Annotated in this window: 13 protein-coding genes; 6 read left to right on the top strand and 7 right to left on the bottom strand. The window is 72.6% G+C overall.

Annotated features, from left to right (window positions below; all coding sequences use genetic code 11):
* Positions 1-14: 14 nt before the first annotated feature.
* The 4 genes from ACYVO2_RS17125 to ACYVO2_RS17110 all read right to left on the bottom strand — a co-directional run bounded on the left by ACYVO2_RS17125 (position 15) and on the right by ACYVO2_RS17110 (position 4,144).
* Positions 15-1,358, bottom strand: coding sequence for a DUF6716 putative glycosyltransferase (locus ACYVO2_RS17125; RefSeq protein WP_461008798.1), 1,344 nt, complete (start codon positions 1,356-1,358; stop codon positions 15-17).
* A gap of 271 nt (positions 1,359-1,629) precedes the next feature.
* Positions 1,630-1,860 (bottom strand): hypothetical protein, encoded by a 231-nt coding sequence (locus tag ACYVO2_RS17120; protein ID WP_461008695.1) that lies wholly within the window; start codon positions 1,858-1,860, stop codon positions 1,630-1,632.
* A 253-nt stretch (positions 1,861-2,113) separates the two neighbouring features.
* Positions 2,114-3,508, bottom strand: a complete 1,395-nt coding sequence (locus ACYVO2_RS17115) for a GntP family permease (protein WP_461008694.1) — start codon at positions 3,506-3,508, stop codon at positions 2,114-2,116.
* A 126-nt stretch (positions 3,509-3,634) separates the two neighbouring features.
* Positions 3,635-4,144, bottom strand: coding sequence for a gluconokinase (locus ACYVO2_RS17110; protein WP_461008693.1), 510 nt, complete (start codon positions 4,142-4,144; stop codon positions 3,635-3,637).
* Positions 4,145-4,333: 189 nt separating this feature from the next.
* Between ACYVO2_RS17110 and ACYVO2_RS17105 the strand changes: the two genes are divergently transcribed.
* Complete coding sequence (locus ACYVO2_RS17105; RefSeq protein WP_461008692.1) at positions 4,334-5,044, top strand: FadR/GntR family transcriptional regulator; 711 nt, start codon at positions 4,334-4,336, stop codon at positions 5,042-5,044.
* A gap of 43 nt (positions 5,045-5,087) precedes the next feature.
* Here the strand turns inward: ACYVO2_RS17105 and ACYVO2_RS17100 are convergent, their stop codons facing one another.
* Positions 5,088-6,668: an acyl-CoA mutase large subunit family protein gene (locus ACYVO2_RS17100; protein WP_461008691.1), complete on the bottom strand. Its 1,581-nt coding sequence runs from the start codon at positions 6,666-6,668 to the stop codon at positions 5,088-5,090.
* A gap of 293 nt (positions 6,669-6,961) precedes the next feature.
* Positions 6,962-8,593, bottom strand: coding sequence for a beta-N-acetylhexosaminidase (locus ACYVO2_RS17095; RefSeq protein WP_461008690.1), 1,632 nt, complete (start codon positions 8,591-8,593; stop codon positions 6,962-6,964).
* A 258-nt stretch (positions 8,594-8,851) separates the two neighbouring features.
* On the opposite strand from ACYVO2_RS17095, the gene ACYVO2_RS17090 reads away from it, so the two are divergent.
* From ACYVO2_RS17090 to ACYVO2_RS17070, 5 genes are all read left to right on the top strand, one after another.
* On the top strand, positions 8,852-9,439 hold the full coding sequence (locus tag ACYVO2_RS17090; protein WP_461008689.1) for a 2-oxo-4-hydroxy-4-carboxy-5-ureidoimidazoline decarboxylase: 588 nt from the start codon (positions 8,852-8,854) through the stop codon (positions 9,437-9,439).
* Between the two features lie 428 nt (positions 9,440-9,867).
* A complete protein-coding gene (gene sdhC / locus ACYVO2_RS17085) occupies positions 9,868-10,248 on the top strand; it encodes a succinate dehydrogenase, cytochrome b556 subunit (RefSeq protein ID WP_461008688.1) in 381 nt (126 codons plus the stop codon).
* 31 nt (positions 10,249-10,279) lie between these two features.
* Entirely contained in the window at positions 10,280-10,726 is a 447-nt protein-coding gene (locus ACYVO2_RS17080) for a succinate dehydrogenase hydrophobic membrane anchor subunit (protein WP_461008797.1), read from the top strand.
* A 22-nt stretch (positions 10,727-10,748) separates the two neighbouring features.
* On the top strand, positions 10,749-12,491 hold the full coding sequence (gene sdhA, locus ACYVO2_RS17075) for a succinate dehydrogenase flavoprotein subunit (RefSeq protein WP_461008687.1): 1,743 nt from the start codon (positions 10,749-10,751) through the stop codon (positions 12,489-12,491).
* Positions 12,491-13,261: a succinate dehydrogenase iron-sulfur subunit gene (locus ACYVO2_RS17070; RefSeq protein ID WP_461008686.1), complete on the top strand. Its 771-nt coding sequence runs from the start codon at positions 12,491-12,493 to the stop codon at positions 13,259-13,261. The genes sdhA and ACYVO2_RS17070 overlap by 1 nt, the downstream gene beginning before the upstream one ends.
* A gap of 209 nt (positions 13,262-13,470) precedes the next feature.
* Here the strand turns inward: ACYVO2_RS17070 and ACYVO2_RS17065 are convergent, their stop codons facing one another.
* Positions 13,471-15,675 (bottom strand): MMPL family transporter, encoded by a 2,205-nt coding sequence (locus ACYVO2_RS17065; RefSeq protein WP_461008685.1) that lies wholly within the window; start codon positions 15,673-15,675, stop codon positions 13,471-13,473.
* Positions 15,676-15,712: the final 37 nt, after the last annotated feature.

Raw genomic sequence — 15,712 nt, 5'->3', positions numbered from 1 at the left:
CGGCGGAGCGCTGGTCACAGCTCTCCCATACGACGGATGAGGGGGGCCACACGTTGTACGCCGGACCGGTACGCCCAGCGGGCGCTGCCGCGCACGGCCTTGCGGACGGGGCTGGGGGGCGTGTCGGGGTCGGCGGTCGCGGCGGCGTTCGGCAGGGGCTCGCCCGCGGCGTCGAGGCCGTACCTGGCGAGGATGCCGGGCAGGTAGCCGGCGGCGGTGCCGAGCGTGTAGTACGTGCTGACCGGCGGGGTCGGGTCGGCCTCCAGCACCCGGCGCACCCGCGCGCGGGCGGCGGCGAACGGGTCGCCGTCGAAGACCACGCCGTGCTGCCGCAGCCACGCCGGGTCGGCCTTGGGCACGTGCCCGTCGTCGAGCTGGTCCCAGGAGGCCAGGCAGCCGGAGCCGGTGAAGTGGTGGTTGCCCAGCGCCTCGCGGATCCCGAGGTCGGTGAGGATCGCCGTGGGGATGCCGCGGTGCATCGACTCCAGGGCGGCGGTGGAGCTGATCGTCACCGACAGGTCGGTGCGGTCCAGGACCTCGCCCATGTTCCCGTACACCAGGTGCAGGTTCTGCGGCCGCTCCGGCAGGCGGCGCACCAGCTTCTGGTAGGGGCTCTCCTCGATGTGCGTGGTGTGCTCGCCGGGCCTGCTGCGCAGCTTGACCAGCACCTCGCGGTCGGGGTGGCGGCGGGCGTGGCCCGCGGCGCGGCGCAGCAGGTACATCCGGTCCTTGCGGTCGGCGGGCACCGACGGCTGGACGGCGAAGGTCACCGTGAACGGCCGGTCCGCGCTGGGCTCGTAGCGGGCCCCGCCGAGGAACGGCAGTGACGTTTCGACCACGGTGTCGGGGTCGGCGCCCACCCCGGCGTACACGGCGCGGAACCGCTGGGCGTCGTGGGCGCTGTTGGCCAGCACCATGTCCGCCCCGGCGCGCAGCAGCAGCCCGTCGGTGAGCTTCTCGTAGACCACGCCCACGTAGCCGGTGACCACGCACGGGCGGTGTGCCAGGTTCTGCCAGACGCGCCCGAGGCCGTGCAGCAGGGCCTGCACCCCGCCGCCGACGAGGGACAGCACGAGGATGTCGCCGCGGCGCACCCGGTCGGGGCCGAGCTCGCGCAGGAACTGGGCGCACGTCACCTCGGTGAGGGAGGCGGGCTGGACGCCGACCTCCTTGAGCTGGCGCACCGTGGGCGTGGCGCGGCCGCGCAGCAGACGTCCGTGCAGGGCGGCGCCCGGGGCGATCTGCTGGGCCGTCAGGGCCCCCCACTTCCAACGGGTGTCGGAGTCCGCGAGGACGAAGATCCTGCCGCGCTGTTCGTCGGAGTCGTTCGGTGGACTGGCTGGCACGTTGGGGAGCATAGGCATGGAGGTGGTGGCTCTGTCCAACGTCGTCTGTACAAACGGTGAACAGAACGCCGCCGGAAACGTAACAGGTGAGACCCTCCCCACACCCTGGAAAGCGCTCTGGCCTGGGCAGATTGTTGCAGGAACGGTGAAGGGCGGGCGGCGGGAGCCCGGCGAGGATCACATTCGGCGGGGCCTCCGGGCCCCGCGGGGGCCGGCGGGAGGCGGGCCGGAGGGGTCTGCCGCCCCGCCGGTCGGGCGGGGCGGCGGGCAGGTGGCGGGAGGGTCAGTCCGGCACCTGCTGGGTCACGCATCCCACCGCGATGACGGCGAGGATGAAGTAGGCGAGCAGCAGGCCGGGCAGGCAACTGAACTTGGGCTGTTCCGGGGGGCGGGCCGGCCGGGCGGGGGGTGCGGGTGCGGGCCGGGCGGGGGCCTCGCCCGCCCGCTGGGCGGGGACGGAGGGTCTCGCGGGCTGTGCGGAGCGCCGGGAGCCGGCGTGTGGAGCGTCGTTCACGATCACTACAACGCGGCGGCGCGGGCGGGTGATGTGGGATGGCGCCGGTGTCTCAAGGAGTGGGACCGCGGGTTCACGGACCGGCCAGGACCCGTGGGGCCGCGCGGTGCGCGGCGGCCCGCCGGGGACGGTCACACCAGCGCGTCCTCGTAGGCGATGCTCGCCGTGCGCTGCCCCGGCCCGGCCGGGGGCAGCGCGGGCGCGCGCCGCGCGGGCCCGCCGCCGCGCCCCGCGGCCCCTCGCCGCCGCGTCCTCACAACAACAGGTCGAGCAGGAGCACGAACCCCAGCGCCACCACCGAGATGATCGTCTCCATCGCCGACCACGTCTTCAGCGTCTGCCCGACGTTCATCCCGAAGTACTCCTTGACCAGCCAGAACCCGGCGTCGTTGACGTGCGAGAAGAACAGCGACCCGGCGCCGATGGCCAGCACCAGCAGCGCGGTCTGGGTGGTGCCCATGTCGGCGGCGAGCGGGGCGACCAGGCCGGCCGCGGAGATCGTCGCCACCGTCGCGGAGCCGGTCGCGACCCGGATGGCCACCGCGATGAACCAGCCGAGCAGCAGCGGCGAGATGTCCCAGTCCTTGGACCAGTCCAGGATCATCTCGCCCACGCCGACGTCCACCAGCGTGGTCTTGAACCCGCCGCCCGCGCCGACGATCAGCAGGATCCCGGCGATCGGCGCCAGCGAGGAGTCCACGGTCGAGGAGATGCGCTCCTTGTCGAACCCGGCCGCCCGGCCCAGGGTGAACATGCCGACGATGACCGCGGACAGCAGCGCCACCAGCGGGGAGCCGATGATGTCGAACACCCGCCGGGTCATGTCCTCCTCGTCGTCCACCAGCACGTCCACCAGCGCCTTGCCCAGCATCAGGACGACCGGCAGCATCACGGTGGCCACGGTGGCGCCGAAGCCGGGGCGGCGGTCGAGGTCCTCCGAGGCGCGCTGCGGGATCAGGCCCTCGGGCGGGGTCACGTCCACCCAGCGGGCGGCGTAGCGGGCGAACAGCGGCCCGGCGATGGCGACGGTGGGCAGGCCGACGAGCACGCCGAGCGCGAGGGTCACGCCGAGGTTGGCGTCCACCGCGTCCACGGCGGCCAGCGGGCCGGGGTGCGGGGGCACCAGGCCGTGCATCACGGACAGGCCGGCCAGGGCGGGGATGCCGATGCGCATCAGGGAGTGGCCGCCGCGCTTGGCGACCAGCAGCACCACCGGGATCAGCAGGACGATGCCGACCTCGAAGAACAGCGGCAGCCCGACCAGCGCGGCGATCAGCGCCATGGCCCAGGGCATGGAGCGGCCGCTCGCCTTGGCCAGGATGGTGTCCACGATCTGGTCGGCGCCGCCGGAGTCGGCGAGCAGCTTGCCGAGGATGGCGCCGAGCGCGATCAGCACGCCGACGCCGGCGACGGTGGTGCCCAGGCCCTTGGTGAAGCTCTCGATGGTCTTGTCGACGGGGAAGCCCGCCGTGACGCCGAGCACGCCGGACCCGAGGGTGAGCGCGAGGAAGGCGTGGACCTTCCACCGGGTGATGAGCAGGACGATGGCGGCGACACCGGCCAGGACGGCCACGCCCAGGCGGGCGTTGCTCGCCCCGGCCGCGGCGTCCGCGCCCGCGGCCAGGATCTCGGCGCTGGGGACTGACACGGGTGGGACCTTCCGTACATGGGGGGATGTTCAGGGCGCGCGAAGGGCGCGCGCCGGCCCGGGGCGGGCCGGCGGTGGGCGAGGTGGTGGTGGGCGAGGTGGTGGTGGCGGTGGAGCGGGGCGGCGTCAGGCCGGCAGGCGGCGCACGGCCTCGGCGGCCTGGCGGGTGACCTCCTCGGGGGTGCCCGAGATGTCCACCGCCCGGCCGGTCTCGTCCAACTGGAGCGGCTCCAGGGTGGCGAGCTGGGAGTCGAGCATCGCCCGCTTCATGAAGTGGCCCTTGCGGGACTCCATGCGGCGGGCGATCAGCTCGGCGTCGCCGTCGAGGTGCAGGAAGAACAGGCCGGGCTCGGCCGCGCGCAGCCGGTCGCGGTAGGTCCGCTTCAGCGCCGAGCAGCTCACCACGCCGCCCAGGCCGCGCCGCGAGCGCGCCCACTCCCCGATGGCGTCCAGCCACGGCGCCCGGTCGGCGTCGTCCAGCGGGGTGCCCGCGGACATCTTGGCGACGTTCTGCGGGGGGTGGAAGTCGTCGGCCTCGGCGTACGGGACGCCCAGCTCGTCGGCGAGCATCGCGCCGATCGTGGACTTGCCCGTCCCGGACACGCCCATGACGACGACGACGGGGGGAACCGACATAGGCACCTCACTGTGCGGCGTGCGGTCTGGTGGGAACGCTCTGAGGGTCACGTTCCCGCACCACTGAACGCGATAGGTACTACTTATTCAAGGGTCCGTAACTAAAAAGTCATACGATTGGGCTTCCGGTCGTCTGGCCTACGCTGAAACCGGCCGGAACGCGGCACGACGAGCGGGGAGGGCCGGTCGATGGACACCGAGGCGCGGGGGCTGCACGCACAGGTCCTGGCGGCTCTGGGCCCCCAGATCGCCTCGGGCGAGTGCCCGCCGGGCACGGTGCTGCGCACCGACGACCTGGAGGCGCGGTTCGGCGTCTCCAGGACCGTGGTCCGCGAGGCCGTGCGGGTGCTGGAGTCGATGCGCCTGGTGGAGTCCAGGCGCCGGGTCGGGGTGACCGTGCGGCGGCCCGAGGAGTGGAACGTCTTCGACCCGTGGGTGATCCGGTGGCGGCTCGCCGGGCGGGACCGGCCCCGCCAACTGCGCTCGCTGACGATGCTGCGCTCCGCCGTCGAGCCCGTCGCCGCGGGGCTGGCCGCGCGGGCCGCGGACCCCGGGCAGTGCGCCAGGATCACCTCGCTGGCCATGGACATGGTCGCGGCGGCCAGGGGCGGCTCGCTGCGCGACTACCTGGCGCCGGACATCGCCTTCCACCGCGCGGTGCTCGAGGCGTCGGGCAACGAGATGTTCGCCCGGCTCGGCGACGTCGTGGCCGAGGTGCTCACCGGCCGCACCGAGCACCAGCTCATGTTCTCCACCCCCGACCCGGAGGCGGTGAGCCTGCACATACGGGTGGCCGAGGCGATCCGGGACCGGGACGCGGAGCGCGCCGAGTCGGAGATGCGCCGCATCGTGGTCGGCGCCATGAAGGAGCTGGACATCCTGGCCCCGGGCGGCGGGTGACCGCCCGGGGCGGGGGTCCGGGGCGGGGCGCCCCGGGGAGCGGTCAGAAGGCGTCGGAGGGCACGTAGGTGCCCCACACCCCGCGCAGGGCGTCGCAGACCTCGCCGACGGTGGCCCGGGCGGCCAGCGCCCGCTTCATCGGGTACAGCACGTTGTCCGTGCCCTCAGCGGCGGCCCGCAGCTCGGCCAGCGCCGCCTCCACCGCGGCGTTGTCCCGGTCGGCGCGGAGCTTCGCCAGCCGCTCCGCCTGCTGCTCCTCGATGGCGGGGTCCACGCGCAGGGGCTCGTACGGCTCCTCCTCGTCGATGGCGAAGCGGTTGACGCCCACCACGACCCGCTCGCCGGACTCCTGCTCCTTGGCGATGCGGTACGCGTTGCGCTCGATCTCGTCCTTCTGGTAGCCGCGCTCGATCGCCTCGACGGCGCCGCCGAGCTCCTCCACCTTGTCCATCAGCTCGACCGCGGCGGCCTCCACCTCGTCCGTCATCCGCTCGATGACGTAGGAGCCGGCGAACGGGTCGACGGTGGCGGTCACGTCGGTCTCGTAGGCGAGGACCTGCTGGGTGCGCAGGGCCAGTCGGGCGGCCTTGTCGGTGGGCAGCGCGATGGCCTCGTCGAAGGAGTTGGTGTGCAGCGACTGGGTGCCCCCGAGCACGGCGGCCAGGCCCTGGACGGCCACGCGGACGAGGTTGACCTCGGGCTGCTGCGCGGTGAGGGCGACCCCGGCCGTCTGGGTGTGGAAGCGCAGCATCATCGACTTCGGGTTCTTCGCGCCGAAGGTCTCCCGCATCACCCGGGCCCAGATGCGCCGGGCGGCCCGGAACTTGGCCACCTCCTCCAGGACGGTGGTGCGGGCGACGAAGAAGAACGACAGGCGGGGCGCGAAGTCGTCCACGTCCATCCCGGCGGCGATCGCGGTCCGGACGTACTCGATGCCGTTGGCCAGGGTGAAGGCGATCTCCTGGGCGGGGCTGGCCCCGGCCTCGGCCATGTGGTAGCCGGAGATCGAGATGGTGTTCCACTTCGGGATCTCGGCCCGGCAGTACTGGAATATGTCCGCGATCAGCCGCAGGGAGGGCTTGGGCGGGAAGATGTAGGTGCCCCGGGCGATGTACTCCTTGAGCACGTCGTTCTGGATGGTGCCGGTGAGCTGCCCGGCGGGCACGCCCTGCTCCTCGGCGACGAGCTGGTACAGCAGCAGCAGCACGGCGGCCGGGGCGTTGATCGTCATCGAGGTGGAGACCTCGCCCAGCGGGATGCCGCCGAACAGCACCCGCATGTCCTCCACCGAGTCGATGGCGACGCCGACCTTGCCGACCTCGCCGTGCGCGAGGGGGGCGTCGGAGTCGTGGCCCATCTGCGTGGGCAGGTCGAAGGCGACCGACAGGCCCATCGTGCCGTTGGCGATCAACTGCTGGTAGCGCGCGTTCGACTCCACCGCGGTGCCGAACCCGGCGTACTGGCGCATCGTCCAGGGGCGGCCGGTGTACATCGTGGGGTAGACGCCGCGGGTGAACGGGTAGCGGCCCGGCTCCCCGAGTCTGTCCGCCGGGTCCCAGCCGTCCAGTGCGTCAGGGCCGTAGACCGGCTCGATCGGCAGTCCCGACTCCGACTGGCGTGCCATAAGCCTTCTCCGCTCATCCGTGCCTGTCTGTGACCGCAGTGCGCCGTGCTCCCGCCGCGGCCGGCCCGCTGCCCGCCTCGCCGGTGCCCGGCCCGGTCCGGTCCGACGCGAGCCCCGGCGGCCGTGGACGCCGCGCCGTCCACCGTTCGCCACGGACTGTAGTGGTGGGCGCTCGAGCCGTGGAGGGGCGGCCCCTGGGAGCTTCCTCACACTGCCCGTGGCCGCGCCCGGACCCCGGCCGGGCGCCCGCGCCCGTGCGTACCAGTGTGCGCCCCCGGGGCCGGGCCGCGGGGTCACTCCACGCGGTCGGCGAGCCGGGTGAAGGACTCCCACGACAGGGTGGGCGCCTCCGGGTCCCACACCCGCTGGGCCAGGGCCCGCAGCGGCATCCGGATGCCCTGGGCGACCTGCGCCTGCGTCTGCGCGCCCGGCCGGTCGCACCACACCGCGAGCCGCGCGCCGAGCACCCGGTCGGGGCCGGACAGGCTCCGCGCGACGGGCGTGGTGCCGCGCAGCACGGCGGGCGACCACTCCCGGTAGATGCGCTCGCCGGTGGGATAGGTGAACCGGTTGGGCTCGCCGAGCACGTAGTAGAGGTACTCGTCGTTGAGGTTCACCAGCCGCCAGCCCTCGCGCAGGAACTCCTCCGGGGAGCGCTGCCCGTCCTCCCGGCCGGTCCAGTACTCCACCTCCCGGCCGGGGTGGGGGGAGACCAGGGGGCTGGAGTGGAAGCCGTCGTTCCACGCCTTGACGGTCCGGCCGAGGCCGCGCAGCACGTCGGCGCGGTCGTTGAGCCAGGCGGTGGCCGCGTCGGCGACGGTGGCGTCGGGGCCGAAGCGCTCCCTGGCCCAGGCGGCGAGCTGCGGGTACCGCTCCTCGGGGTTCTTCGACCACAGCGCGATGTACTCGTCGCCGCCCAGGTGCCAGTAGGGGCCGGGGAACAGTTCGGCGTACTCCCGGAAAAGGTCGTCGATGATCCTCGCGGCGGCGGGATCGGATATGTCGACGGTGCCCTCCGGGCGGTTCCCGGTGTTGCCCCGCAACTGGAGCTCGGGGTGGGCGCGCAGGACCGCCCCGAGGTGGCCCGGGCTGTCGATCTCCGGGATCACGGTGATGTGGCGGGCCCTCGCGTACGCCACGATCTCGCTCACGTCCCGCTTGCTCAGGTGCCGGGGCGAGACCACCTCCGGATGGCTGGTGCTCTCCACCCGGAAGCCCTGGTCGTCGGAGATGTGCAGATGGAGCTGGTTGAGCTTCAGGTCCCCCATCTCGCGCACCCGGTCCAGCAGCCACTCCTTGGAGAAGTGCTTGCGCGCGATGTCCACCATCAGGCCGCGCTGCGGGCGGTCCGGGCGGTCCTCGGCGACGCCGGAGGGCAGGTGGCCGCGGGCGCGCAGGGCCTGCGCGGCGGTCCTGGTGCCGTAGAACACGCCGGTGTCGGTGCCGCCGGTGACGACGAGCCGGGAGCCGCTGCTGTCCAGCCGGTACGCCTCCCGGGCGGCGCCCTCCGCGGGCCCGGACAGCACCAGCCGGACGTCGCCCTCCCGCGCGTCGCGCGCCGTGCCCCGGACGGCGGTGGCGCCGATCTCCGCGGCGAACAGGCGGGCCTCGTCCTCCACCGCCGGGTCCTCGGCGACGACCCGGGTGCCCGGGCGCGGCCACCAGCCCTGCCCCGCCGCGGCGTGGAACGAGCGCACGGCCGGGACGGCGGGCAGCGCGGGCGTCCCCGGGGGCAGGGGCGCCGCCGTGGGCCGGGCCGGGGCCGTGCGGCCGGGGGCGGAGGAGCCGTCGGGGGCGGAGGGGCCGGCGGAGGTGGACGCCCGGGGGGACGGGGAACCGGAGGACGACGGGGACGCGTCACAGGCACCGAGCCCGAGGGCGAGCAGTGCGCTCAGCAACCCCCCGCGGAGAGCATTTCGTCGCATAGATACGACTTTATGATTATTCAGGCGAGTTCTCCCCGGGGAGAGGTGGAAACGGCGGAGCGGCCGCGACGGCGGACGGGCGGCCCGGGGGCGCGGCGGCGGGGCACGCGCACCCTCCCGCACCACCCGCCCCCCGCGTCAACCCATGTGACGCCTACCCCACCGAAGGGTGAACTTGTCGCCAGGCCCGAGCACGGGCGCGCCCGGCGCACTACATTGGCTCCGCCCCCCGAACAACCACCCAACTCCCGCCTCGCAGTGCCGCATTCACCCCCCGGCGGCGAGGCGTGGGCTCCCACCCGCACAGCCCGGGAGGTACCGCTGACCAGCGAGCACACCGGGGCCGCCCCGAGAGGGCTGCACCGCTTCAACGCCGCGCCGGAGGGTGACGCCGAAGCCGCCCTCCTCGCCTGCTGCGGCAGCCGCCGCTGGGCCCGGCGCATCGCCCGCCACCGCCCCTACCCCGACCTGGACGCGCTGCTCGCCGCCGCGGCGGAGGCGTCCTACGACCTGACGGCCGGCGACCTCGCGGAGGCGCTCGCCGAGGAGAGCGGGGTGCCGCAGCCGCTGCTCCACCCGGGCGCGTCCGTCTACCGGGCCGCCGAGACCGCCCTGCGGGCCGCGCACGCCGCGTACGAGAGCCGGTTCGGGCACGTGTTCGTCGTCCACCTGGACGACCTGCCGTCCGACCAGATCCTCGACCGGGTCCTCACCGCCCTGCGCACCCGGCTGAACCACTCCCCCGAGGAGGAGCGCCCGGTCGCCGCCGAGGAACTCCGCCGCGTCGCCGGAGCCCGGCTGGCCCACCTGGTCACCACGACGGAGAGGCCGGCGGTCCCGCAGTAGCAGGAACGGTCCCTCACAGGAGTGGCCCTCCCGCCCGCCCGTCGCCCCTTTCGGGGCGGTGGGCGGGGCGACTCGGTGCGGGTGCTCGGGGTGGGCCGTCAAGAGGTGCCCTGCGGCGCCAGAGCCCTCCCCGCCACGCCGAGGTGCCCCGTGACGGGACACGGCCCCCGCCGCTGCCCCCGCACCCGGTGTAAGCGGCCCACCCGTCCGGCCCCCTCCCTCCCCCGGACGGGCCCGGGCGCCCGGAGAGGCGCGGGTCGGGGTGGGGCGGCGCACAGGGAGTAATTGCTCACACCTGTACCACCCCCCGCTCTCGCGGGCGTGATGGCGTCGCTACGATGGCCAGGGCCGGTGGACCGTGATCCGGCCGGGCCCGACCGACAGTGAAGCCGGCAGGCCCTTGTCCCCGCACTCGGAGGGTAGTTTCCGTGCCGGCTGGAACGTTGTACCGCGGCCGGGAAGGAATGTGGTCCTGGGTGGCTCACCGAGTCACCGGTGTGACCATCTTCTTCTTCCTGTTCGTGCACGTCCTCGACACGGCGCTCGTCCGGGTCTCTCCCGAGGCCTACGACGACGCCATCGCGACCTACAAGCACCCGATCGTCTCCCTGATGGAGTACGGGCTGGTCGCCGCCGTCCTGTTCCACGCCCTCAACGGCCTCCGCCTCATCGCCGTCGACTTCTGGGGCAACGGCCCCCGGTACCAGCGGCAGATGCTGTGGACGGTGATGGGCATCTGGGTCGTGCTGATGGCCGGGGCCGCGTACCCCGTGCTGCACCACGCCGCCGCCACCGTGTTCGGGGAGTGACGAGAACGTGTCCGTGGAATCGCCCATCGAGATGACCTCCTCGAGCGCCGCCTACAGCCCCGACAACCCCGCCCCGGTCATCGAGCCGCCGCGGGCCAGGACGCGCCGTACGCCGCGCACGACGCGCACGAACTTCGAGATGCACGGCTGGCTGTTCATGCGGCTGTCCGGCATCGTCCTGGTGGTCCTCGTCCTCGGCCACCTGCTCATCCAGTTGGTCCTGGACGGCGGTGTCTCCCGCATCGGCTTCGCCTTCGTCGCCGGCCGCTGGGCGTCCCCGTTCTGGCAGACCTGGGACCTGCTGATGCTGTGGCTCGCCATGCTCCACGGCACCAACGGCATGCGGACGATCATCAACGACTACGCCGAGCGGGACACCACGCGGTTCTGGCTGAAGATGCTGCTCTACACCGCCTCGGCGTTCACCATCCTGCTGGGGACGCTGGTGATCTTCACCTTCGACCCGAACATCCGCTAGACCAGGGCTGGGACGCGACCTCATGCAGACGCACAAGTACGACACCGTCATCATCGGCGCCGGCGGCGCCGGGATGCGCGCCGCCATCGAGGCGACCAAGCGCAGCCGCACCGCCGTGCTGACCAAGCTCTACCCGACCCGCTCCCACACCGGCGCCGCCCAGGGCGGCATGGCCGCGGCCCTCGCCAACGTCGAGGAGGACAACTGGGAGTGGCACACCTTCGACACGGTCAAGGGCGGTGACTACCTGGTCGACCAGGACGCCGCCGAGATCCTGGCGAAGGAGGCCATCGACTCGGTCCTGGACCTGGAGAAGATGGGCCTGCCGTTCAACCGGACGCCCGACGGCAAGATCGACCAGCGCCGGTTCGGCGGCCACAGCCGCGACCACGGCAAGGCCCCGGTGCGCCGCTCCTGCTACGCCTCCGACCGCACCGGTCACATGATCCTCCAGACGCTGTACCAGAACTGCGTCAAGCAGGGCGTGGAGTTCTTCAACGAGTTCTACGTCCTCGACCTGCTGCTGAACGACGGCAAGACGGCGGGCGTCGTCGCGTACGAGCTGGCCACCGGCGAGATCCACGTCTTCCAGGCGAAGGCCGTGGTGTTCGCCTCCGGCGGCTGCGGCAAGTTCTTCAAGGTCACCTCCAACGCGCACACCCTGACCGGCGACGGCCAGGCCGTGGCGTTCCGGCGCGGGCTGCCGCTGGAGGACATGGAGTTCTTCCAGTTCCACCCGACCGGCATCTGGCGGATGGGCATCCTGCTCACCGAGGGCGCCCGCGGCGAGGGCGGCATCCTGCGGAACAAGGACGGCGAGCGCTTCATGGAGCGCTACGCGCCCGTCATGAAGGACCTCGCCTCCCGCGACGTGGTCTCCCGCGCGATCTACACCGAGATCCGCGAGGGCCGCGGCTGCGGCCCCGACGGGGACCACGTCTACCTGGACCTGACCCACCTGCCGCCGGAGCAGCTCGACGCGAAGCTGCCGGACATCACCGAGTTCGCCCGCACCTACCTCGGCATCGAGCCGTACACGGACCCGATCCCGATCCAGCCCACCGCGCACTACACGATGGGCGGCATCCCGACGAACGTCCGCGGCGAGGTGCTGGCGAACAACACCGACGTCGTGCCCGGCCTCTACGCGGCCGGCGAGGTGGCGTGCGTGTCCGTGCACGGCGCGAACCGCCTGGGCACCAACTCGCTGCTCGACATCAACGTCTTCGGCCGCCGCGCGGGTCTGGCCGCGGCCGAGTACGCGTCGGGCGCCGACTGGGTGGAGCTGCCCGAGCAGCCGGAGCGCGCCGTCCACGAGCTGATCGAGGGCCTGCGCACCGGCACCGGCAACGAGCGGGTCCCGGAGATCCGCACCGCGCTCCAGGAGACCATGGACGTCAACGCGATGGTCTTCCGCACCGAGGCGACGCTGAAGCAGGCGGTGGCCGACATCGCCGAGCTCAAGGAGCGCTACCGCAACGTCACCGTGCAGGACAAGGGCCGCCGGTACAACACGGACCTGCTGGAGGCCGTGGAGCTCGGCAACCTGCTGGACCTGGCCGAGGTGCTGGCCGTGTCCGCGCTCGCCCGCAAGGAGTCCCGCGGCGGCCACTACCGCGAGGACTACCCGAACCGGGACGACGTCAACTTCATGCGGCACACCATGGCGTACCGCGAGGAGGGCGCCGACGGCACCGTGTCGATCCGGCTCGACTACAAGCCGGTCGTGCAGACCCGCTACCAGCCGATGGAGCGTAAGTACTGATGAGCACAACGACGCTCGACAAGACCGAGGACGCGGCCCCGGCGCCTTCCGTCGCCGTGGAGCGCATCCAGGTGACCATGCGGGTGCGCCGGTTCAACCCCGAGGTGTCGGCTGATGTCGCGTGGGTGGACTACCGGATCGAGATGGACCCCAAGGAGCGGGTCCTCGACGCCCTCCACAAGATCAAGTGGGAGATCGACGGCACGCTGACCTTCCGCCGGTCCTGCGCCCACGGGATCTGCGGGTCCGACGCGATGCGGATCAACGGCCGGAACCGGCTGGCGTGCAAGACGCTGATCAAGGACGTCAACCCCGACAAGCCGATCACCGTCGAGCCCATCAAGGGCCTGACGGTGCTGAAGGACCTCGTGGTCGACATGGAGCCGTTCTTCCAGGCGTACCGGGACGTGATGCCGTTCCTGATCACCACGGGGAACGAGCCGACGCGGGAGCGCCGGCAGTCCCCGGAGCAGCGGGAGCGGTTCGACGACACCACCAAGTGCATCCTGTGCGCGGCGTGCACCACGTCGTGCCCGGTGTTCTGGAACGACGGGCAGTACTTCGGCCCGGCGGCGATCGTCAACGCCCACCGCTTCATCTTCGACTCGCGTGACGAGGGCGGGGAGCAGCGGCTGGAGATCCTCAACGAGAAGGACGGCGTGTGGCGCTGCCGCACCACGTTCAACTGCACCGAGGCGTGCCCCCGCGGCATCGAGGTGACCAAGGCGATCCAGGAGGTGAAGCGGGCGCTGCTCACGCGCCGCTTCTGACGCGCGGGAGCGCGGACACTTCCACGGCGGGGGCCCGGACCACTGGTCCGGGCCCCCGCCGTTTCGGCTTTCCGGGGGCGGCCGGGTCTCGGGGACTTCGGGTTCCGGGGGCGGGCGCGGGCCCGTCGTGCCTTCCGGTCCCGGGGAAGGGGCGAGCCCCCGCCCCCCGGTGAGGGGGCGGAGGCTCGTGGGGATTGCTCCGGTGCGGGTCAGGTGCCGACCGGGACCTTCTCCTGCTCGGTGGCGGCGGTGCCGGGCGGCGGGGTCTCCTCGTCCGGCGGCTCGACCGCGAAGTGGGGCAGGCGCTTGTCCAGCCACTCCGGCAGCCACCAGTTGGCGTTGCCGAACATGTGCATGAGCGAGGGCACCAGCACGGTCCGCAGGATGAACGCGTCCAGCGCGACCGCGCCCGCGAGGCCCAGGCCGAACATCGCCATGATCCGGTCGCCGCTGAGCAGGAACGCGCCGAACACGCAGATCATGATGATGGCCGCGGAGTTGATCACCCGGCTGGTCTCGGCGAGGCCGACCCGCACCGAGCGGCGGTTGTCGCGGGTGTGCACCCACTCCTCGTGCATCCGGCTGACCAGGAAGACCTGGTAGTCCATGGAGAGGCCGAACAGCAGCGAGAGCATGATGACGGGCAGGAACGCCTCGATCGGGCCCTCCCGGCCGCCGGCCAGCGCCTCGCCGCCCCAGCCCCACTGGAAGATCGCGACCAGCACGCCGAAGGAGGCGGCCGCGGCGATGAGGTTCATCGCGGCGGCGGTCAGCGGCACCACCAGGCTGCGGAACGCGATCAGCAGCAGCAGGAAGCCGAGGGCCACGATGATGCCGATGAACATGGGCAGCTTGTCCATCAGCACGGCGGCGAAGTCCTTGAAGATCGCCGTCTGGCCGCCGACGTACGCCTGCATGGTGCTGCCGCGCTCGGCCTCGGGGACGACGTCGGCGCGCAGCCGGTCGATCAGCTCGTCGGTGGCCTTGTCCTGCGGCGAGGTGGTGGGGACGATCTGCGCGATCGCGTACTTCGCGTCGGGCTTGGCCGGCATCACCGCGGCCTGCGCCACGCCCTCGGTCTCGCGGGCGGCGGCGACCAGCTTCTCCAGCGCGGCGTGGTCCCCGGGGGCCGGGGTCTCGGCGACGATGGTCAGCGGGCCGTTGAAGCCGGGGCCGAAGCCGTCGGCCAGCATGTCGTAGGCCTGGCGGGTGGTGGTGCTCTCCCGGTTGTTGCCCTGGTCGGAGGAGCCGAGGCGCAGGGACAGCGTGGGGATGGCGAGCGCCGCCATGACGACCACGGCGACGGCGGCCAGCGCCCTGGGGTTGCGCTCCAGGAAGGAGGACCAGCGGGCGGCGGCGCCGGTGGCCTCGCCGGACTCGGGGCCGTTCTCGGCGAGCCTGCGGCGCTGGCGGCGGCTGAGCACCCGCATCCCGAGCACGCCGAGCATGGCGGGCAGCAGGGTGACGGACGCGGCCACGGTCAGGACCACGGTCAGCGCGGCGGCGACGGCGACGCCGTTGAGGAAGGACAGGCCGAGCGCGAACATGCCGAGCAGGGCTATGCACACCGTGGCGCCCGCGAACAGCACGGCGCGGCCGGAGGTGTTGATGGCCTGGACGGCCGAGTCCTCCGGGGTGCGGCCGCGCAGGATGCCCTTGCGGTGGCGGGTGACGATGAACAGGGCGTAGTCGATGCCGACGCCGAGGCCGACCAGCGTGGCCAGCATCGGGGACACGTCGGCCATGTTCATGCCGTGGCTGAGCAGGATGATGCCGGATATGCCCATGCCGACGCCGAAGATGGCGGTGACGATCGGCAGCAGCATGCCGAACAGCGAGCCGAACGCCAGGAACAGCACCACGGCGGCGGCGGCGATGCCGACCATCTCCGCGAGGTGGGCGGGCGGCTCCTCGGTGAGCTGGACGGCGGTGCCGCCGACCTCGACCTTCAGGCCGTCCTTCGCCGGCTCCTGCGCGACGTCGACGAACTCCTTCATCTGGTCGGCGGTGAGCTCGTTGCCGCGCAGGGTCCAGGTGACGGTGGCGTACGCGGTACGGCCGTCCTTGCTGATCTGGGTGGCGTTCTCCTTCGCGTAGGGGCTGGCGATCTCCCCGACGTCCGGCAGCGCCTTGATCTTGTCCAGCGCGGCGGTCATCTCCCGCCGCACCTCGGCGTCGCGGACGGTGCCGTCCTCGACCTGCCAGACCACGCGGTCCGACTCACCGGACTGCGCGGGGAACGCCTTCTCCATCAGGTCCAGGGCCGTGGAGGATTCCGTTCCCGGAAGCTCGAAGGCATTGGAGTACCGGTCTCCCAGCGCCCCGCTGGCGCCCCCCAGTCCCACCATGGCGAGCAGCCACAGCAGGATCACCACCCATTTGCGCCGAAAGCACCAGCGTGCCAATGCGGCCACCGTGAACGCTCCTGTCCGTTTCGTACTTTTGTTGCTG

It is taken from the genome of Streptomyces capparidis, from assembly GCF_054782095.1.
Note: the sequence above shows the minus strand (reverse complement) of the source record. Positions and strands in the feature narration are given on the sequence as shown.